We start from the raw sequence: 18,600 nt of genomic DNA, 5'->3' as shown, positions 1-18,600 counted from the left end.
ATAATAGACTTAAAGAAAAAAGCCTTGCTTCTATCGAAAGTAACGAAAGGAGTCTTTTCTGTCATGCTATCTAGCCCCCAATCCGTCAACACTGCCCTTTCCGCAGGGGATCTGCGGCGAGTCCACCACATTGCCTTAAACGTCCACGATCTGCAAGCTTCCCGCCACTTCTACGGGGGTATCCTGGGTTTGTACGAACTGACGGGTGAAGAAGTGCCGACCACATTGCGATCGCTTGTAGCATCAGGCAAAGTTACCAATTTCGTCACCCCCGATGGTACCGTCCTCGACTTGTTTTGGGAGCCGGATTTGCCACCCCCAGACAATGACCCGCATCGCGCTTTTACCCGCGCCAATCACCTCGCCTTTGACATCGACCCGCAGTTGTTCGAGCGGGCGGTCGAGGTGCTAAAACAAAATCAAGTGCCCATCGATCACGGCCCTGTCAGCCGTCCCACCGGACGAGGCATTTACTTTTACGACCCGGATGGATTCCTGATTGAAATTCGCTGCGATCCAGCAGAAACTAAAAAGGAAAGTATCTAGTGGAGCGTGCAACCAGTGCAGCTAATTAAGGTGATGGAAGAGGCGTTAAACAAGCCTCCGATTCAATATGAACCACACAAGCACACGCTGAAAGCTTGGGCGATGTATTGTCTGAGAGACCGAGGATTTAAAGTGGTTTATGCGGAAAAAGCCGATTTTGCTGTTGAAACTCGTGGCGGCGAGAAGCTCTATTTTAAAGTGGCAAATAGTTCAGAGAATTTAGACGGGAAATCTGGCTGGATAGTATTGGATAGCTCAACGAATAACGTCAGCATAACTGCACCTCAACAATAAGTAAGCGGATGCAATTAAATTGAAGATGTTCGTAGGTTGGGGAGCCACTTGCGTGCGGGGGGTTCCCCCGCATGCAAGTGGTGTTTGAATTGGGAAACCCAACCCCTGCATAGATTTCGCTATCGCTCACCCATCCTATACATCACTAATTTCACTTAGCTTAAGTTGTCCTGATTGTATTGAGATTTACTGCCTTCTCCTGGCGAGAGGAACTACCTTATCTACATCTTGTGTGTAATCAACGACCAAGACACTAAAACACCAAGGCAACAGGCGATCGCTTCCAGAAAAATCTACCTTCGTAGGGAGGTTGAAGGCTAGGCGATCCCTGAGCATAGTATCAGGACTTTAAAATTTTCTATTGTGTCAATTTAAGGAAAAAAACCATGATGGGAACGCTTTTTACCTGGGTAGCTACAGCTCTTAGCCTACTAATTGTTGATTTACTTGTTCCAGGTGTTAATATTGCTACATTTCCTGCTGCTTTAATTGCTGCTGTAGCGATTGGCTTAGTCAATGCTGGAGTTAAGCCGACTCTATCTTTACTATCTATGCCGCTTAACTTTGTCAGCTTAGGAACATTTTCGCTCGTCGTTAACGGGATATGTTTCTGGTTGGCTTCAATTTTGGTTCCCGGATTTAGTATGCATGGGATTTTAGCTTTTCTGTTGGCACCCGTCGTTCTATCTTTTGCAAATACTTTCATCAGCAAATATTTTGCTGAGAGAAATGCGGGTGTACTAACCGGCAGCAGTAGTGACTTAAAAACTCAAGGTTAATCTCTATCCAGAGAAGTAAAATTGATAGGGATTAAAAAAAGGAGGAAAGCTAGATGCTATTCCTCCTTTTTTAGTTTGCAAGCTAGAAAGATGAATGCAGTTTTGTATACCATCTATCCAAACGAAGATAATTCGTTAGGGGGAGGTCTTCAATTACTTGATTTAGGAGAATAAGACTAATAAGAGTTTAAATAAGAAAGTTGAAGTAGTCTCATGAAATTACTCCGGATTCTGGCTGGTCTTCTCGTGCCTCCTTTAGGCATTTTTCTGACAGTTGGTGTTGGCCCAACTTTATTCATCAACATTTTGCTTACGGTTCTGGGTTGGCTTCCCGGTAGTATTCATGCAGTTTGGGTAATCGTGAAGCACGAAGAAAGAATGGCTGGAGGAGAAAACGTATACTAAGCCAAGGTTAGTTAGACGCTTCTATCCCTTGTAGCGGTAGTGGTGGGAGTAGAAGTCTTTCTTGAGTGCTGGTTGCGTGTTAAAACCCTACTGCAAGTTTAAAAATTGAGTTTAAAAAACAGAACCAGCTAAGTCTTAGCTGGTTCTGTTTTAATTAATGGTGAGAATCTTTAGGAGTCCCTGATTTACTCACGGGTTCTTTTTCGCGAATTGCATCTGCTGCTGTTCGTAACAACTCACTCAAGATTTGACGTACCTGACGTTCTTTCTTAGCGATCGCTACCCCAGCATCACCCAGTTTTTCTTCAACCTGCGATCGCTTTTGTTCTACCTGCTGAACCATTATTTCAGCTTGAGGGCGAGAACGGTCGTACCAGTGCTTCGCTTCGTCCAGGTACCCTTTCACGTCCTCGGCGCGTCCCCCGTAACGTGCAGCTAAATTCGCTCGGAGAATCGCTAGTTGAGCTTGCAGTTGAGCATAACGCTCTTTCAGCGATGCGACCTCGTCGCTGTTTTTGAGATTATTAATCGCAGACTCCAGAGCAGTTTTGGTAGAAGGCGAGGTATCTTTACCAGATTCTTCGATGTCTACTAGCAGTTTATCAATCTCTTGCTGGAGTTCATTTTCTTCGTTGTCCAGTTGAGCTTGTAGCTGTTTAACCTCTGCTTGCGTTTTCGCAATATTTCGATGTCTTAGATGGCTAAAGCCTTCAACCGCTCCCTCAATCGTAGCCGTGACTTCTTCTTTGAGTTCGCCACCTTTATCTTGCAAGTTTTCCAGAACCACAGAAACCGCATCTTTAACAATTGAGCGAAGTTCGGTGGAACCTTCCTTAAACTCCGAACCCACCTGAGAGACAGCAGATTGAACAATTTCCCGAATCCGCTCTGCTCTGAGCTGTCCTGTTTCTTTAGCTTGATGGAGATCGGTTGTAATTTGTTCTTTGATTTTATTATTAGGCATTTTCTTCCTCGGTTTGTAGTAGTTGATTTAGATGAAGCTTTAATTAAACTACTTGTACAAGCTTTCCAGCAAAAAAGAGGTTATAATCCGCTTCTTCTATCTTGGCGCGATCGCTTCAAAATCGGTACTTCCTTTAGGTAGAAAACTTCTAATTCTGTATTCGCTAACTAGCGAGCGGGAAAGCAGCAGCGATCGCCCAACCGAAAAACAACGCACTCCCCAGTGCGTAACTCCACACATTATTAAGTTGGCTGCCAGCAAAGGAGAAAATACCCATCGCTAGCGGAAATAGCGGCAGCAACAGGTAAATAAAACCAAGTTTCGGAACCAAGTACACCGCCAAAATAAAGCCGCCTACTAGCAGCACGCTTTGCCACAACCACCACGCCATCCGCGAGAGTACCCCAGCATCCTGTTGCGCCACTCCCGACGCTAGAAACCAAGGAAGGCAAGCCAACGACAGCAAAGGCCAAAGCTTCAGACGTGCTGGAATTAGCCACCATTGCAGCCACACCGACTGTGCCATTGCCCCAAAACCCACCCAAAGCAGTACAAACAGCCCTAAGCCTATCCCCAGCGCCCTGAGTGTAGGACGTTGTAGGCGCAAGAGAATCCCCAGCCAGACGATGCCTGCCACAAAGAACCAAATTCCGATTGCACCGCCGACGAGGACGCCACCCAAGCTGTCAATTTCCCCCATACGACTCAGCAATAGGAGTGAAGCGCTGGCAAGGAAGGGAGCTAAGAGCGAACCTAGCAAGCTTTGGAGCGGATGCACCTTTGCCTTAGGTGTAGTCGCCGGGTCAGCAACAGCAGGGGCAATGGCGAAAAGCAACAACAACCATGCCAACAAATGCAAGGCATACCAAGCCATCCGACGGTCAATATAGTTACTGCTACTCTGAATTCTGAAGGTAGCATCGAGCCACGTTCGGGCAGCTTGGTGGCTGATATTGCGGAGGAGAATGGTGATGTGTTCGGCGTTTGGGATGATAACGAGCGATCGCGCCTTTCCCCCAGCAAAGTTATCGTTTTCTCCTCCCGCCGCCGCCAGCAAGCGCTGGGCATTCGCCACAAATCCACCTTCCCAACTCCCGGCTTGTAGCTGAAGATTGCGCGGGATAGAAGGCGTGACTCCCGCACCCGTCGGCGAGACGGCAACCGTTGCCGCAAAGCGGTCTGGATTGCGGATAGCCGCCGACATCACCGCCCCACTACCCATTGAGTGCCCCAGCAGTGCCAAGCGGCTGGGATCGACCTCTGGTTGCTCCAACAGGGCTGCATAAGCCACATTTAGGTCTTGCTGAAGTGAATCGCGCTCTAAGGGTGCTGGATTCGCGCCATGTCCGCCGAAATCCCACAACATCACGGCATACCCCGCGTGCGCCAAAACGTGCGCGTAGCCCAGCATTAACTGCTTAGAACCCGCATAGCCGTGCGCCACTAGCACACCGGGTATTTTCTCAGAACCCTGTGGTGCGACGTACAGCATCGGCAATCCTTGGTCTGAGAAGGTTCGCGTCACCAATCCAGTCCGCGCCGCCGCCACCCCCCACCAGGAAAGTGCAATCAGCAACAGCGCCACAATTAGCGAAAATAAGCGCTTGCGAGTCATATCAATCCTTAACTCCGGAGTTAGGCTTAGGGTGATAACCCTTGATATGATGCATCAGATTGCGTCAGAGGAACTCAGAGTTTACGCGATCGCAACATCCCCAATATCAATGGAGACTTAAGTTATGTGGCTGGTAACGATTCGCTGTTCGGGCGATGCTTGGAAACGCAATGGGACTACCTGTAAAGCGATCGCAGACAAGTATCAAAGCACTTGTATCTCTTCCAAAAAAACGCCAGATGGTCAGCGCTTCATGGAATACAAGGTTGAAGAGGTCGGAGACGCGGAATCTTTCCAAGACGAGTGTTTAAGTCTTGAAGGATTCACCGCTTCCTTTGAGGCACTTTGACATCAGGCACTTTGAAATCGGTGCTTTTGGTCGATTGTCCAGAATCATTCCCCCAATTCCCACCCGCCGCTTAAGCTTCAAATTAGGAAGTCAAGAAAGAAGCCCAAGCTTATGTTTAAAGTCATCGCCCGTGAATTTTCCCAAGAATTTGAAAGATGGACGGATGCATTAAATACAGCTAAGTCCTTGCAACCAAAATGTAAAGGTCTGTTTCAAGATATCCGCATTTTTGACGGAAAAGAACTGGTATGGGTGTACAGCCGTTCTCACACTTATCCTCAGTTTGTTGGTGCTGGCACTTATAACAGGTTGGCACGCTTATTTCTTCAGGAAGCGATAGAAGACGAAGAAGTTGAGGGAGAAGACACCGATTCATAAAATAGTGGATTGTCACTGGTTCTTCATTTAATAGAAAACGAGGAAAATTCCCCTTGAAGAAGCTACTAACCGTCCTACTTCTAACATTCGCTGTGCTAATTGCCTTTCGCGTTCCAGCTTTAGCCGCAGATACTGCTAACGGTGCCAAAATCTTTAGCGTCCAATGTGCAGGTTGTCATCTCAACGGCGGCAATATTATCAGACGCGGGAAGAATCTGAAACTCAAGGCATTAAAACGAAATGGCATGGATAACGTGGATGCGATCGCGTCCATCGTCGCCAATGGCAAAAACAACATGTCGGCATACAAAGACCGCTTAACCGAACAAGAAATCCAAGCTGTTTCCGCTTACGTTCTAGAACAAGCTGAGAAAGACTGGCGTTCTTAACAAGTTGCTAGTTACTGACACCTGACTAAAAAACCAAAAATTACTGTTGAGGGTGCTTTATGTCCGGATCGCAGCCAAACCAAACCACAATTTTTAACAGCTTTGCTGACTGGTGTTTGCACAAAGATAGCCTCTATCCAGCAGCAAGGCATACGGTTGAGGTGTTGTTGCAGAAAGCTGGCACTTCTGACTGTAATCAAGCGAATCGGATACTATCAAGCTGCACTGAGCTACATCTCTACAACAATCAAACTACCGACTTGAGTCCGCTTTCTGGGTTAACCAACCTTACCCAATTGAATCTCTATAACACTCGAATTACAGACTTGAGTGCGCTTTCTGGGTTAATCAACCTTACCCAACTGTATCTAAATGACAATCGAATTATCGACTTAAGTGGGCTTTCTAGGTTAACTAACCTCACTCAACTGTATCTCATTAATCAAATTACAGACTTGAGTGCGCTTTCTGGGTTAACCAACCTCACTCACCTGCATCTCTACAACGGTATCTACCTGTATCCAAATAACAATCAAATTAGCGACTGGAGTCCGCTCTCTAGGTTAATCAACCTCACTCACCTGCATCTAAATAACAATCAAATTACCGACTTAAGTCCCTTTTCTGGGTTAACCAACCTCACCCGTCTGAATCTCCACACCAATCAAATTACCGACTTGAGTGCGCTTTCTGGGTTAACCAACCTCACTCACCTGCATCTCCACACCAATCAAATTACCGACTTAAGTCCCCTTTCTGAGTTAACCAACCTCACCCACCTGCATCTCTACAACAATCAAATTACCGACTTAAGTCCCCTTTCTGAGTTAACCAACCTTACCCAACTGTATATAAATAACAATCAAATTATCGACTTAAGTCCCCTTTCTGAGTTAACCAACCTTACCCAATTGAATCTCGGTAGCAATCAAATTACCGGCTTGAGTGGGCTTTCTAGGTTAATCAACCTCACCCAACTGTATCTAGGTAACAATCAAATTACTGACTTGAGTAGCCTATCTGGGTTAACCAACCTCACCCGCCTGAATCTCGGTGGCAATCAAATTACTGACTTGAGTAGCCTATCTGGGTTAACCAACCTCACCGAACTGTATCTTCAAGCCAATCCAATTTCCAATCTAAGTTTGTTGCGATCGCTTCAACAGAAGTGGCACGCTTTGTTAACACAGCCGATCGATCGTCAAAAAGTCACAGAAACAATAAAATCAACCTACGCAGTTATTGGTCAAGAAGAACCTGAAATCATTTTTTGCAGTAGTCCACTTACTGGTGTTGAGCGGTTACGCGAATACCAGCAGTTGGGAGTTTCACTCGCACAGTCACTATCCCAATTAGCTAGGAAATCGCTGAGTTTAGGAATCTGGACAGCTTTGCAGCAAGAGATCAACTTTCAACTAGGAAGAACGATCGAGAATAACCTAACACAACATTTGTTGCAATATTACCAACCATTGAGTGCCATTATCCCTGAAGATTTGGTTGCGATTATCAGCATCAGCCAATACTGTGTCTCTATCGGTTGGGTGCTGGAGCAGAAGTCACAGGAAGCACTTGAATGCTTGAACCAGCTTTTCGAGCAATGCGGCTGGATTTTCCCGTTTGAGAAGGTTTGTATTGTATGCGATCGCCCGACTAAACTCTCCCTCGACAGCCAAAACCGCCTCCACGCCGAAGGTGAACCCGCGATTCAGTTTGCTGATGGATGGCATACGGGATATTATTATAACGGTGTAAAGTTGCCTGAAAAATATGGCAAACTGCATCCCCATCAATGGCAGGCACAATGGATTTTAGAAGAAGACAACGCTGAATTGCGTCGAATATTAATTCAAGGAATTGGCTATGCACGAATCTGTCAAGAATTACAAGCAACTGAATTAGATTCCTGGCAAGAATACACTTTGCTAAAACTTGATGCTGATATTGATGGTTTTCAACGTAATGCTTTTGATGATGATGCTCCTCAAAAAGAGCCTATTCACTTGATAAAAATGACTTGTCCTAGCACTGGTTTCATTCATGCTATGCGAGTGCCGCCGGATATTACATCGGCTCGTGCAGCGATTCGCTGGATCAATTGGGACATCGATCCAGAAGAATTTTCCGTGCAAACCTGAATAGTAAGTTTTAGAGTAATTAACCACAGATAAACACTGATAAATTATCTTGCGTTTCTTTGGGGTTTAATTTTGAAAAGGTTGATTTTTAGCGCTACTTACTTAAATAAAATACAGACCTAACCCCTAGCCCTTTACCTACTAGGGAAACTACCGTGTATACATAAGTCTTCTTGAACTTGCAAGTCCCGTTTTGATCCCCCCAACCCCCCTTAAAAAGGGGGGCAATCAAGTCAAAGTCCCCCTTTTTAAGGGGGATTTAGGGGGATCAATTAACGTTTTGCCAATTAATGAAAGATGTGTATACACCGTAGACTAGGGAAGAGGGAAAGACCCTCTCCTCGTAGGAGAGCGGTTTGGGGAGAGGTTAAGTTTGTGTATCGCATCCAACTTCTGGCACTATAGGCAATAATTTTATCTATACATAACAAAGCGTCAACATGAATTTACCAGAATCAAGTAGATTACAATTTACTCCAGATTTGAATATCTGCCGCATACTCAATGGAATGTGGCAAGTGTCAGGCGCACATGGAAGAATTGACTCAAAAGCCGCAATCCAAAATATGTTTGATTACATGGATGCAGGCTTCACGACTTGGGATTTAGCCGACCATTATGGCCCCGCTGAGGACTTTATTGGAGAGTTCCGGAGGCAATTGGTAGCAAGTCGAGGTGAAGAGGCGCTGTCTAACTTGCAAGCTTTCACAAAATGGGTACCAAGACCCACTAAAATGACGCGCAAGTTGGTAGAAGATAACATTAATATCTCCCTAAGAAGAATGGGAGTTGATTCCTTAGACTTGATGCAGTTTCATTGGTGGGATTACCGCGATAAAAACTACTTGGATGCGCTCAAGTATATGGCAGAACTCCAAGAGGAGGGAAAAATCAAGCATCTAGCTTTGACAAATTTTGATACAGAACGTCTGAAAATTATTACCGAGGCAGGTATCAAAATTGTGTCCAATCAGGTGCAGTTTTCTCTGATTGACAGGCGTCCTTTAGCGAACATGGTGCAATTTTGTCAAGAGAATAACATCCAGCTTTTTGCTTACGGGACACTCTGCGGCGGCTTGCTGTCAGAAAAGTACCTGGGACAACCAGAACCGCGAGCAGGAGAACTGAAGACGGCTAGCTTGCGAAAATACAAGAATATGGTAGATGCGTGGGGTGGTTGGAGTTTATTTCAAGAGTTACTTTCTGTCCTCCAAGAGATTGCCCAGAAGCACGGGGTAAATATCTCTAATGTGGCGGTGCGTTATATTCTAGAGCAGCCAGCAGTCGCCGGTGCAATCGTTGGCGCACGGTTAGGGGTGTCGGAACATATTGAAGACAATGCCAGGGTGTTTGATTTGATACTGGATGCAGAGGATGATCGGCGAACGAATGCGATCGCTCAACAATCGCGCGATCTCTACCAGCTTATCGGTGACTGCGGCGACGAGTACCGACGATAAGCCGCAACTTCGCTACGGTTAACCACCCTGTAAGGGTAGCTGATTTTTTTCTTAAGATCGGATAACAAGGACGATTCAGCCCAAATACGTTTACAAACAAATCACCTATGAGTGCAAACGCCATTATTACTGATAACCCGTTACTCATCGGCAAAGGGCTGCCCCCATTTGATGCCATCAAGCCGGAACACGTCGTTCCGGCGATGACGCAGCTACTGGCTGAACTAGAACAGGAACTTGCCACCCTAGAAACTCAGGTAGAACCGACTTGGAGCGGTTTAGTCGATCCCCTCCAACAACTGGTTGAACGCTTAACCTGGAGTTGGGGGATTGTCGGTCACTTGATGGCTGTGAAGAATAGCCCCGAAATCCGCGAAGCGCACGAAACCGTGCAGCCAAAAGTGGTGCAGTTTTCCAACCAGCTGAACCAAAGTAAGCCGCTGTATGAAGCATTTAAGGGGCTGCAAAGTAGCAACGCTTGGGATAGCCTGGAACCAGCCCAAAAGCGGATTGTCGAATCAGCGATTAAAGATGCCGAACTTTCCGGTGTTGGGTTGGAAGGAGAAAAGCGCGATCGCTTCAACGCGATTCAACTCGAATTAGCAGAACTTTCCACCAAGTTCTCGAACCACGTCCTCGACGCCACCAAAGCCTTTAGCCTGACCCTCACCAACAAAGACGAAGTTGACGGCTTACCGCCCAGTTTAGTGAGTCTAGCCGCTCAAACTGCCCGTGCTGCTGGCGAAGAAAATGCCACCCCTGAAAATGGCCCTTGGCGCATCACCCTGGATTTTCCCAGCTTTGGCCCTTTCTTGCAGCACAGCACCCGTCGGGACTTGCGCGAAAAGCTTTATAAAGCCTATATCAGCCGTGCATCGAGTGGCGAGTTGGATAATACCCCGCTCATCGAGCGCATTTTAGAACTGCGCCAAGAAAAGGCAAAGCTACTCGGTTTTGACAGTTTTGCCGAGTTAAGCTTAGCCCGAAAAATGGCTCCTAGCGTTGAAGCAGTTGAGGCGCTGCTAGATGAACTGCGCGGCGCTAGTTATGATGCGGCTAAGAAGGAATTAGAAGAATTAAAAGCGTATGCTGCAAGTAAAGGAGCCGCAGAAAGCAGCGACTTGAAGCACTGGGATATCAGTTTTTGGTCGGAACGCCAGCGGGAAGAAAAGTTCGCCTTCAGTGCAGAAGAGTTACGCCCTTACTTCCCCCTACCACAAGTGCTAGATGGGCTATTCAGTCTCGTAAAGCGGTTATTTGGCATTACCGTCACAGCGGCTGATGGTCAAGCCCCAGTATGGAATGAGGATGTGCGTTACTTCCAGATTGCCGATGAAACAGGCAATGCGATCGCATACTTCTATTTAGATCCTTTCAGCCGTCCCGCCGAAAAGCGCGGCGGTGCCTGGATGGATGAGTGCCTCGTCCGTGCCAAAATTATCGAAGCTGGCACGCCCACTACACGCTTACCTGTCGCCTATTTGGTCTGCAACCAAACCCCCCCAGTCGATGGCAAACCCAGTCTGATGACCTTTGGCGAGGTAGAAACCTTATTCCACGAATTCGGTCACGGCTTGCAGCATATGCTGACCAAGGTGGATTATCCGGGTGCAGCAGGCATCAACAATGTGGAATGGGATGCGGTAGAATTACCCAGCCAGTTTATGGAAAACTGGTGCTATGACCGACCCACTTTGATGGGAATGGCGAAGCACTACGAAACCGGGGAAACCTTACCAGAGCATTATTACCAAAAGCTTTTGGCAGCACGCAACTACATGAGCGGTACTGGCACGCTGCGGCAATTGCACTTTAGCTTAGTTGATATCGAACTGCACCATCGCTATCAACCGGGTGGCAATGAAACTGTGGCTGATGTGCGGAACCGCATTGCCAAAACCACAACAATTTTGTCCCCTCTGCCAGAAGACTCCTTTTTATGCGGGTTCGGACATATCTTTGCTGGCGGCTATGCGGCGGGTTATTACAGCTACAAGTGGGCTGAAGTTCTCAGTGCTGATGCCTTTGCAGCTTTTGAAGACGCTGGCTTAGAAGATGAGACGGCTGTAGCTTCTACAGGTAAGCGCTTCCGCGACACCGTGTTGGCGCTGGGTGGTAGCTTGCACCCGATGGAAGTGTTCAAGTCCTTCCGGGGACGCGAACCGAGTACGGAGCCTTTACTGCGCCATAGCGGCTTAGCCGTGGCGTCACGTTAAGGAATCATTTCGCCGGGAAATCTCGCCGGGAGTAGAGAGAAATCCCATCCTGTAGAGACGTAGAATTTTGCGTCTCTACAATTCCTAAGATTTTGCACAATCTGTGTGCGTTCACATTTGTGCGTTAGCACTTGTGCGTTAACACTTAGTCATCCGACTTGATAATTTTGCTGAGTTTTATAAAATTAATACTTGCATATAAGCAAGGATTCGCAAATGCCGTCTAATGTTGTTGTTGGGAATGCTCATAGTGAAGGTGCAAATCGTTCTGGTTGGTTTCTCGGTCATTTTATAAACCCAATCGATGACATTCGTTCGACTTCCAGCCTAGAAGTGAAATGGGGGATTCACCCAGCAGGAGACGGTAGATCCGAATGGGCAATGAATGAGGAAGCAACTACACTTTCTATCTTGATTAAAGGACGATTTCACGTTAAATTTCCAGAGCAAGAAGTCTTATTATCTCGTGAAGGCGACTACGTTCTCTGGTCTCCAGGCGTGCCCCATTCTTGGTCTGCCGAGTCAGATTGTACCATCCTGACTGTCCGCTGGCCCTCGAAGTTGGGAGATAGTGTAGCAGTTAGTTAATTGCTTTCTATATCGCGTTAATCATCAAAAAAATTCATGTTTGCACAGAAAATTCTTCTGGATTAATTCCCCAATTCACCCAAGCGATCGCTTCCCGTGCCGATATCATCTCAGGTGGTACGCGCAACACATGAATAAATCCGGTGCTTGGGCAAGTCATCTTCAACAAAGATATTGGCTCAACATCAATATCAGTATCAATTTTAAATAAAGTGTATTCTTGATAAGAATTTAACTCAATTGCTCCTAATTCCTGGGCAATTCTATCGTAGCCAATTCCCTGAATTAGCACTCGCCGTAGTTCGGCGTTATCTTCTTCTATTATCCATTTTGCTTCCCACTGATTCGGATGCAGCTTCCCAGATTTTTCAAGTATTTTATTACGCAGTTCATACTATGGCGATTAGAAATCGCAGCTAGACAAACAAAGTCCGCCTGCGCGGACTAACGGAAAATTTGACATCTTAAAACCTGCGTAGGCAGGTTTCGTCTGTATAGCCACGAATTCCATTCGCCAAGGCATTCTCATTACCCAACCTTCAAGGGCACAGGGCGCAATCTTCCGGCTACTTCGACACTGGGAAAATTTGGATCGAAAGTCAAATTTTCCAATCCATCTTTGAGAAGTACAAAAGTATCCTCAATCTTTGCACCCCGTACACTGGGATTCCAGGCGACAGCCATATTTTCTTCCAACGTGTCATTAGTCGTCGGATTCGCTACAACTTCACGCGCCAAATATCCCGTCGTTCCACCTTGATGATGTTCGCGGATGGCATTAGGATATCCGTGCTTTTGATAAACATCAGCTAAAGTGTCATAAACTGCATTCAGAGCGATTCCAGGCTTTAAAAAATTCAAAGCTTCCGCTTCAATTTGACGCACATCACCATGCAATTTGGCGCTTTCATCCGACGAACCGAATGATACAAATCGGGTCAGATTCGCATACAAACCATGTCTTCTGGCGCAAAATACCAGCATCGCTTGCCGTCCAATCTCTTCACCTGTGGCGGTAGCATGACGGTATAGGGGCAAACGTCTCTCGCCTGCTACCAGCGTCAGCGCTGGATGTATCCCCCGCGCCCATAATGCCTCCGCACCCGCACCGGCAAGCTGATATTCTGTCCAGTCCGGCTTGGCGGCTTTAAGTACCTCTGTCATCGCTTCGCTTGCCTGACGCCCTAACTGGCGATATCGGTCCAGCTCACTTGGTATCAAGGTTCGCTTATGCTGTTGTAGAGACGCGGGTAATCGTTTCTCGACATGAGGAATCGGGCGATCGCTTAAAATTTTCCCCCCATTGGTCGCTTGCTGCACAAAAGATTCACGCGCCGCAGCATCAGCCCAAGGATTCGCATAATGCTGGAAATTTCCGGGAATTTCCTCATCTTTTAACCGCTGCGCTTCGATTTCATCGGTTAATATCCAGGCATCCTCAGCAGTCACCAGCACTTCTGCGATTCCAGTTTCAGCCGTCAGCAGTACGGTGCTGGAACCGCCAGCAGTCGCCCAGGCGAACCAATCGGTGCCGCGCAATCGCAACCCCTGCGCGTCAGCTTCCGTTAAGGCGTTTCGGATTAACTCTAGTTTTTGAGAGACTTCTTCACTAACTTGATTCATAACTCACCTCTTACAGCAGGAAATTCCTCCCCAGCCCCTCCCGAAAACGGGGAGGAAACTGAAGTTCTTGCCCCTTCCCTGCAAACGAAGGGATTCGGGGGTTAAGTTTTGATTCACAACCGCACAGGATTCTCAAGTGTGATGACGACAGCTTGCAACTCCTTCACCTTCTCCTCCGGAAGCGCATCATTGGCAAACATTCCTGCGGCTAGTTCGGTTCCCGCCAGGTACTTAAGCCGATCCTGAGTCCGATAGGGAGGATACAACTCTGCGTGCAGATGTGCTTCTGGGTGCGGATTTCCATCGGTGGGTGCTTGGAACCACGCCATCAAGTAAGGGAAAGGACGATTCCACAAACCGTCATACTTGAGAGTGACCGTTTTTAAGGCTTTGGCGAGTCCTTGGCGCTGCCCATCTGTCAGATCCACAAATGTAGCGGTGGGCTGAATCGGGGCAATCCAGACTTCGTAAGGGTAACGGGCGAAAGCGGGGACAAATGCGATCGCTTCCTCATCCACATAAATAATCCGCTGATTGTCCAAAATCTCTTTTTGGATCAAATCTTGCAGCAAACCCCGCTGATGCTCCTGATAATACGCTTGTTGCCTCTCTAACATCCGCGCTGGGACAGGTGGAACAAACGGATAAGCGTAGATTTGCCCGTGGGGATGCTGTAAAGTTACCCCCATCTCGACCCCTTTGTTCTCAAAGGGCAGTACATACTGAATCTGGGGCATTTCGCCTAAAGCGCGAGTGCGATCGCCCCAAACTTGCAACAATAACTCTAATTGATCCAGTTCTAAAGAACTGAGGGAAGCTTGCGGATCTTGCGTAAATACGACCACTTCGCACGCGCCATTTGCTGGGAGAGTCTGCACAATGCTAGCGGGTGGATTGTGCGCCCCCAAAGCCATTGAGGGAAAGCGGTTGTCGAACACCGCCATATCATATTTCCCCTGCGGGAGTTCCGTCGGAAACTGAGGATCTTTGGTAGGTGCTAACGGGTTGTATTCTGGGGGCGGCATAAAAGTCCGCCCCTGACGGTGACTTGCATAAGCAATCCATTCGCCCCGCAACGGATGCCAGCGCAGGTGAGGATTCGCCTGCACTGGCTCATTACTAGGGCTAGTGGCTGTAATTTCCTCCGCAATGGGGAATCTGCTGTATAGAATCAGCTTGCGACCATCCGGCTTCAACAGCTCCTGGGAATACATTGTTTTCTTGCCCCAATGCAGCTTTAACTGTTGTGAGCATAACGTCCTCTTCGTCTTCCTCACCCCTGCCTAGAGTTGCATATGCGATCGCTTCGATAGGAAATTTCGGAGTCCGGTCAGCATATAGCAGTCCGTTCGCTTCTTGGTAGGTATCGGTCAACTGGGTGTAACAAAAACCGCTAAATAACTCGACTCGGTTCACCACATCTAGTAGCGCCGTATACCGGATTTGCAGTTCGGAGACATCATGGGAACGCACATATCCCCAAGCTTTTTTATCTTCCCGACCCGCATAAGCAATACCGCCAAACTCAGTCAGCATGATCGGCTGTCCTTGATGAGGATAGCCATCCAGCGTCAGAACCCGCCCACCCGGACGTTGGCGATCGAAAAGGTCTGATAGCTTCACTTCTGGCCCGTAGCGTTTTGCCATCCGAGTCGGCTTATTATCGTAGTCGTGGATAGCCAAAATATCGGTTGCCGCACTTTCCCAACCGTCGTTACCGATGACTGGACGAGTTGGATCGAGAGTCTTGGTCAAATGATACAGTGCTTGGACGCAGTGCTGGTGGGCTGCTGTCGCTGTCAAATCGGGAACGCCCCAAGATTCGTTGAAGGGCACCCAGACCACAATGCAAGGATGGCTGGCATCGCGTTCAATGACCTCAGTCCACTCCTTGGTAATCCGTTCCACCGCTTTAGGAGAGAAGCGATAGGCGCTGGGCATTTCTTCCCAAACCATCAGTCCTAGCACATCTGCCCAATACAAGAAGCGGGGGTCTTCAATCTTCTGGTGCTTGCGAACCCCGTTGAATCCCATTGCTTTGACTAGCTCAACATCTTGCCGCAACGCTTCATCGGAAGGTGCGGTCATCAGAGTTTCAGGCCAATAGCCTTGGTCTAGAACCAGTCGCAGATAGTAGGGACGACCATTGAGCATAAAGCGATCGCGCTGGATTCCCACCGTCCGCATTGCGGTATAAGACTTGATTTCATCCAGCAACTCGCCATTAGACCACAACTGCACTTCAACATCGATCAGAGTTGGCTTTTCTGGACTCCAAAGCAATTCGTTGCGGTAGTCGTCAATACCAGGGTCAGAAAGGGCGATCCGTCGGTGAATCTCTCCGTGAATTACTTCATAGGTATCGTTGACTAGCAACTGGCAGCCAACGGTTAGTTTTACCTTTACCTCGATGCCATCGCACTGGTCACCTGCAACAAAAGCTTCAAAGCCAATTTCCCAACGCTCAAAGTGCGGCGTCCAGCGGATGCGCTCAATATAAGTAGAAGGAACGATCTCCGCCCAAACGGTCTGCCAAATCCCAGTGGTGCGCGGGTACCAAATACTGTGCGGTTCCAGTTGCCAATCTTGCTTACCACGAGGTTTTGCCAAGTCTTGGGGGTCGTCTTGCGCCCACACTGTTACCCGCTGCGGTCCGTTCTCATTAAATACTGGCGTAATATCGATGCTGAAGGGAGTATGTCCGCCTTCATGGTCAGCCATAAATTGACCGTTGATCCACACGCGGGCGCGATAATCTACCGCCCCGAAGTGAAGCAGCACCCGACCTGCACCCTTAACAATGTTAAATTCCCGCTCATACCAGCAGTTCGGGTGAAACCCTGTGTCGCCAATGCCACTTTTTGAGGATTCTGGCGCGAAGGGAACTTCAATTGTATGCGTCCACCCGGAAACATCTGAGGGTCGAGTTATTTTCCCCTCATCGTCATAAGTAAACTTCCACGGACCGTTGAGACAAATCCAATGCGATCGCTGTAACTGCGGACGCGGATATGCTCTGTCGAACTGGTCAAAATTAGACTGAGTAGCGCCGCCAGACGCGATATAACAATTCTCCAGCCATTTCCCCAAAGAGTGCATATAGTCATCTATCCAAGGTTATATTTCTAGAGTACCCATAAATATCTGAGTACTAACTCTTTTAAGTGTTTTTCTATAAAATTTTTTAAATGTCTACACAGTCTGGATTTCAGCGATTTAAGGTTATTTTTTTCTAGCAAAAATACAGTTTAAGAACCAAGACTGTTTAATGCCATTAATACGATAAGTAATGCCTATCGTTATTACTACATCCATTTGCCAATCTTTTCCGGATCGAGGTACGTTGTCTCTGTACCACATATCCGGCTACTGTGTTATCGACGCCTCAAAATTGTAAGTCTTATCGTGACTCAGATAAGTAACTTTTTGTTCAAGTTTCGTTGCAGTAATAGCTTGCATAAAATCCTCTAACGACGATTTAAAATTCGTGTAATCGTTGGAGTGAATTGGGATGGCGTAGAAAGAACAATTTATTGAATTGCCTTAACGCCTTGCTTGGCATCGATTATCAGACGAATTGCGAATGCTTTTGTTCCATACAAGTGCAGCAAAACCAAATCGATATCCGAATACTGTCGAGGAATTTCCTTCAGTTGTTGGTTAGCGAAGGTATTGCCAGTAATAAAGAGACGAAATGCCGTCTTCCCAGAAGCAGGTTGAAGCTTTAGCAGACTCGCATAACAGGTGGTAGTACGGCTGTGAGGAGCATCGACCCGTGTCTTCCAGGCATCGACTTAAGCTAAAAATCAACATTCCCCTTGGTAACAGTTAAAGGTTCCAAGTTTTGAGCAGATTAGGTTGCATTAAACTCCCTTCTTTATTAATTGTAGCAGTTGCGGAAAGGGAAGATATGATGGGAATGTTTGTATTCAGTTTTTGCTCTGCAATGCACTCGAAACGAGCTTTGTGCATTTGCGAGAGTAGAATCAAATCGATCGACGGCAGATCGTTAAGATTTATGGCGGGATTTTTCCAGTGAGGTGAGCGAAGATATTCGCCCAAATGCACTCTCTCTGGCTAATGGAAAAAAATTGGATTGGTCAGAATCGTAAATCCGGCGTTATGTCAGGATAACTGTGATGGTTGCAATTAAGAAAATTGGGAGATGTTATTAAATCGGGTTATTTGCCGTTCGCAGAAAGAGTATATTACTGTTGCTTCATTGATAACGTACCTTTTCTCAAGAGTAGGATACGTTAGCACAACGCTTGTCAGGCATTGTTAGAAGCAAAAGAGTAATAATTTTGCTGCGTTCATCGTTCAGGAACACACGCTCCAATTTTGGAGAAGAATCGCGAAAACTTAACGATTTAACGAGCCGAAGCAGGCTGGACAGGCGAGCTGGTAGATTTCAGCTTTGGTGAATATGCTGACTTTGACAAGGTTTCTGATATAGGATTAACATTAGCTCGCGCTAAGGTTCCTAAACTTTGAAATCCTTCTGACTTATTAAAGGTTTCCAAAACCTGATCTAAACCCGTCATCTCCAATAAAATCCTAACCTGTTCGCTCTTGGAATAAAGTAAAATTTTGCAACCTGCGGAGCGGGTAAGCCTCACCATTGAAACAAGAGCCATTAAGCCAGAACTACTGATAAAAGTGACATTTTTGAGATCGAGGAGAACAAATTTGACTCCTGCGTCGATCAGATTCTCAATTTCTTGATGAAACTGAGCTGCTCTAGAGCTATCAAAAATGTCTGGGGATTTAACGATTTTAAAAAGAATGCTCATCTTAAAAACCTCAATGGGTAAATGGGCTAAGGTGAGCAGTGCCCACCTTAGAGTGGGTTAAAG

The 18,600-nt window shown here is 47.0% G+C and carries 17 protein-coding genes and 1 pseudogene; 11 read left to right on the top strand and 7 right to left on the bottom strand.

The features are described 5' to 3' along the window. Positions 1–63 precede the first annotated feature (63 nt). From NDI33_RS15890 to NDI33_RS15875, 4 genes are all read left to right on the top strand, one after another. Positions 64–546: a VOC family protein gene (locus NDI33_RS15890; protein WP_190410089.1), complete on the top strand. Its 483-nt coding sequence runs from the start codon at positions 64–66 to the stop codon at positions 544–546. A gap of 15 nt (positions 547–561) precedes the next feature. After that, positions 562–840 (top strand): hypothetical protein, encoded by a 279-nt coding sequence (locus NDI33_RS15885; protein ID WP_190410088.1) that lies wholly within the window; start codon positions 562–564, stop codon positions 838–840. 386 nt (positions 841–1,226) lie between these two features. Continuing rightward, entirely contained in the window at positions 1,227–1,619 is a 393-nt protein-coding gene (locus NDI33_RS15880; protein WP_190410086.1) for a phage holin family protein, read from the top strand. A gap of 213 nt (positions 1,620–1,832) precedes the next feature. Continuing rightward, positions 1,833–2,024, top strand: coding sequence for a YqaE/Pmp3 family membrane protein (locus NDI33_RS15875; protein ID WP_190410085.1), 192 nt, complete (start codon positions 1,833–1,835; stop codon positions 2,022–2,024). Positions 2,025–2,178: 154 nt separating this feature from the next. Here the strand turns inward: NDI33_RS15875 and NDI33_RS15870 are convergent, their stop codons facing one another. Together NDI33_RS15870 and NDI33_RS15865 are read right to left on the bottom strand one after the other, a co-directional pair. Then, positions 2,179–2,988, bottom strand: coding sequence for a histidine kinase (locus NDI33_RS15870; RefSeq protein ID WP_190410084.1), 810 nt, complete (start codon positions 2,986–2,988; stop codon positions 2,179–2,181). Positions 2,989–3,151: 163 nt separating this feature from the next. Next, complete coding sequence (locus NDI33_RS15865) at positions 3,152–4,603, bottom strand: alpha/beta fold hydrolase (RefSeq protein WP_190675331.1); 1,452 nt, start codon at positions 4,601–4,603, stop codon at positions 3,152–3,154. A gap of 124 nt (positions 4,604–4,727) precedes the next feature. Here NDI33_RS15865 and NDI33_RS15860 point away from each other — a divergent pair, with 124 nt between their 5' ends. The 7 genes from NDI33_RS15860 (at position 4,728) to NDI33_RS15830 (ending at position 12,121) form a co-directional block, all read left to right on the top strand. Then, positions 4,728–4,952: a hypothetical protein gene (locus NDI33_RS15860; protein WP_190410082.1), complete on the top strand. Its 225-nt coding sequence runs from the start codon at positions 4,728–4,730 to the stop codon at positions 4,950–4,952. Positions 4,953–5,063: 111 nt separating this feature from the next. Next, complete coding sequence (locus tag NDI33_RS15855; RefSeq protein ID WP_190410081.1) at positions 5,064–5,330, top strand: hypothetical protein; 267 nt, start codon at positions 5,064–5,066, stop codon at positions 5,328–5,330. A 53-nt stretch (positions 5,331–5,383) separates the two neighbouring features. Next, positions 5,384–5,719: a cytochrome c6 PetJ gene (petJ, locus tag NDI33_RS15850; protein WP_190675329.1), complete on the top strand. Its 336-nt coding sequence runs from the start codon at positions 5,384–5,386 to the stop codon at positions 5,717–5,719. A gap of 59 nt (positions 5,720–5,778) precedes the next feature. After that, on the top strand, positions 5,779–7,857 hold the full coding sequence (locus NDI33_RS15845) for a leucine-rich repeat domain-containing protein (protein WP_190675327.1): 2,079 nt from the start codon (positions 5,779–5,781) through the stop codon (positions 7,855–7,857). Positions 7,858–8,297: 440 nt separating this feature from the next. Then, complete coding sequence (locus NDI33_RS15840; protein WP_190675325.1) at positions 8,298–9,317, top strand: aldo/keto reductase; 1,020 nt, start codon at positions 8,298–8,300, stop codon at positions 9,315–9,317. Positions 9,318–9,424: 107 nt separating this feature from the next. Then, entirely contained in the window at positions 9,425–11,533 is a 2,109-nt protein-coding gene (locus NDI33_RS15835; RefSeq protein ID WP_190675323.1) for a M3 family metallopeptidase, read from the top strand. A 216-nt stretch (positions 11,534–11,749) separates the two neighbouring features. After that, a complete protein-coding gene (locus NDI33_RS15830) occupies positions 11,750–12,121 on the top strand; it encodes a signal peptidase I (protein ID WP_190410076.1) in 372 nt (123 codons plus the stop codon). A gap of 34 nt (positions 12,122–12,155) precedes the next feature. On the opposite strand, the pseudogene NDI33_RS15825 reads toward NDI33_RS15830, so the two are convergent. From NDI33_RS15825 to NDI33_RS15805, 5 genes and pseudogenes are all read right to left on the bottom strand, one after another. Next, positions 12,156–12,497, bottom strand: a pseudogene (locus tag NDI33_RS15825) (DUF6745 domain-containing protein); the annotation flags it as partial. 152 nt (positions 12,498–12,649) lie between these two features. Beyond that, entirely contained in the window at positions 12,650–13,744 is a 1,095-nt protein-coding gene (locus NDI33_RS15820) for a M24 family metallopeptidase (RefSeq protein WP_190675320.1), read from the bottom strand. Between the two features lie 113 nt (positions 13,745–13,857). Next, the gene (galT, locus tag NDI33_RS15815; RefSeq protein ID WP_190410074.1) at positions 13,858–14,958 is read right to left on the bottom strand and encodes a galactose-1-phosphate uridylyltransferase; all 1,101 of its coding nucleotides are present in this window, start codon (positions 14,956–14,958) and stop codon (positions 13,858–13,860) included. After that, positions 14,870–16,843 (bottom strand): glycoside hydrolase family 2 TIM barrel-domain containing protein, encoded by a 1,974-nt coding sequence (locus tag NDI33_RS15810; RefSeq protein ID WP_190410073.1) that lies wholly within the window; start codon positions 16,841–16,843, stop codon positions 14,870–14,872. Before NDI33_RS15810 ends, galT begins: the two co-directional genes overlap by 89 nt. A gap of 1,271 nt (positions 16,844–18,114) precedes the next feature. Continuing rightward, positions 18,115–18,537 carry an STAS domain-containing protein gene (locus NDI33_RS15805; RefSeq protein WP_190675318.1) on the bottom strand — a complete coding sequence of 141 codons (423 nt, stop codon included), beginning with the start codon at positions 18,535–18,537 and terminating at the stop codon, positions 18,115–18,117. Between the last annotated feature and the right edge of the window lie 63 nt (positions 18,538–18,600).

The organism is Trichocoleus sp. DQ-A1 (assembly GCF_039961955.1).
Lineage (GTDB): Bacteria > Cyanobacteriota > Cyanobacteriia > Cyanobacteriales > FACHB-T130 > FACHB-T130.
This window is presented reverse-complemented; position numbering and strand designations above follow the sequence as displayed.

Coding starts and splice junctions, on each gene's coding strand:
- NDI33_RS15810 (WP_190410073.1), bottom strand. CDS start 16,843: ATGCACTCTTTGGGGAAATGGCTGGAGAATTGTTATATCGCGTCTGGC.
- NDI33_RS15870 (WP_190410084.1), bottom strand. CDS start 2,988: ATGCCTAATAATAAAATCAAAGAACAAATTACAACCGATCTCCATCAA.
- NDI33_RS15830 (WP_190410076.1), top strand. CDS start 11,750: ATGCCGTCTAATGTTGTTGTTGGGAATGCTCATAGTGAAGGTGCAAAT.
- NDI33_RS15840 (WP_190675325.1), top strand. CDS start 8,298: ATGAATTTACCAGAATCAAGTAGATTACAATTTACTCCAGATTTGAAT.
- NDI33_RS15835 (WP_190675323.1), top strand. CDS start 9,425: ATGAGTGCAAACGCCATTATTACTGATAACCCGTTACTCATCGGCAAA.
- NDI33_RS15845 (WP_190675327.1), top strand. CDS start 5,779: ATGTCCGGATCGCAGCCAAACCAAACCACAATTTTTAACAGCTTTGCT.
- NDI33_RS15875 (WP_190410085.1), top strand. CDS start 1,833: ATGAAATTACTCCGGATTCTGGCTGGTCTTCTCGTGCCTCCTTTAGGC.
- galT (WP_190410074.1), bottom strand. CDS start 14,958: ATGTATTCCCAGGAGCTGTTGAAGCCGGATGGTCGCAAGCTGATTCTA.
- NDI33_RS15890 (WP_190410089.1), top strand. CDS start 64: ATGCTATCTAGCCCCCAATCCGTCAACACTGCCCTTTCCGCAGGGGAT.
- NDI33_RS15805 (WP_190675318.1), bottom strand. CDS start 18,537: ATGAGCATTCTTTTTAAAATCGTTAAATCCCCAGACATTTTTGATAGC.
- NDI33_RS15880 (WP_190410086.1), top strand. CDS start 1,227: ATGATGGGAACGCTTTTTACCTGGGTAGCTACAGCTCTTAGCCTACTA.
- NDI33_RS15820 (WP_190675320.1), bottom strand. CDS start 13,744: ATGAATCAAGTTAGTGAAGAAGTCTCTCAAAAACTAGAGTTAATCCGA.
- NDI33_RS15865 (WP_190675331.1), bottom strand. CDS start 4,603: ATGACTCGCAAGCGCTTATTTTCGCTAATTGTGGCGCTGTTGCTGATT.
- NDI33_RS15860 (WP_190410082.1), top strand. CDS start 4,728: ATGTGGCTGGTAACGATTCGCTGTTCGGGCGATGCTTGGAAACGCAAT.
- NDI33_RS15855 (WP_190410081.1), top strand. CDS start 5,064: ATGTTTAAAGTCATCGCCCGTGAATTTTCCCAAGAATTTGAAAGATGG.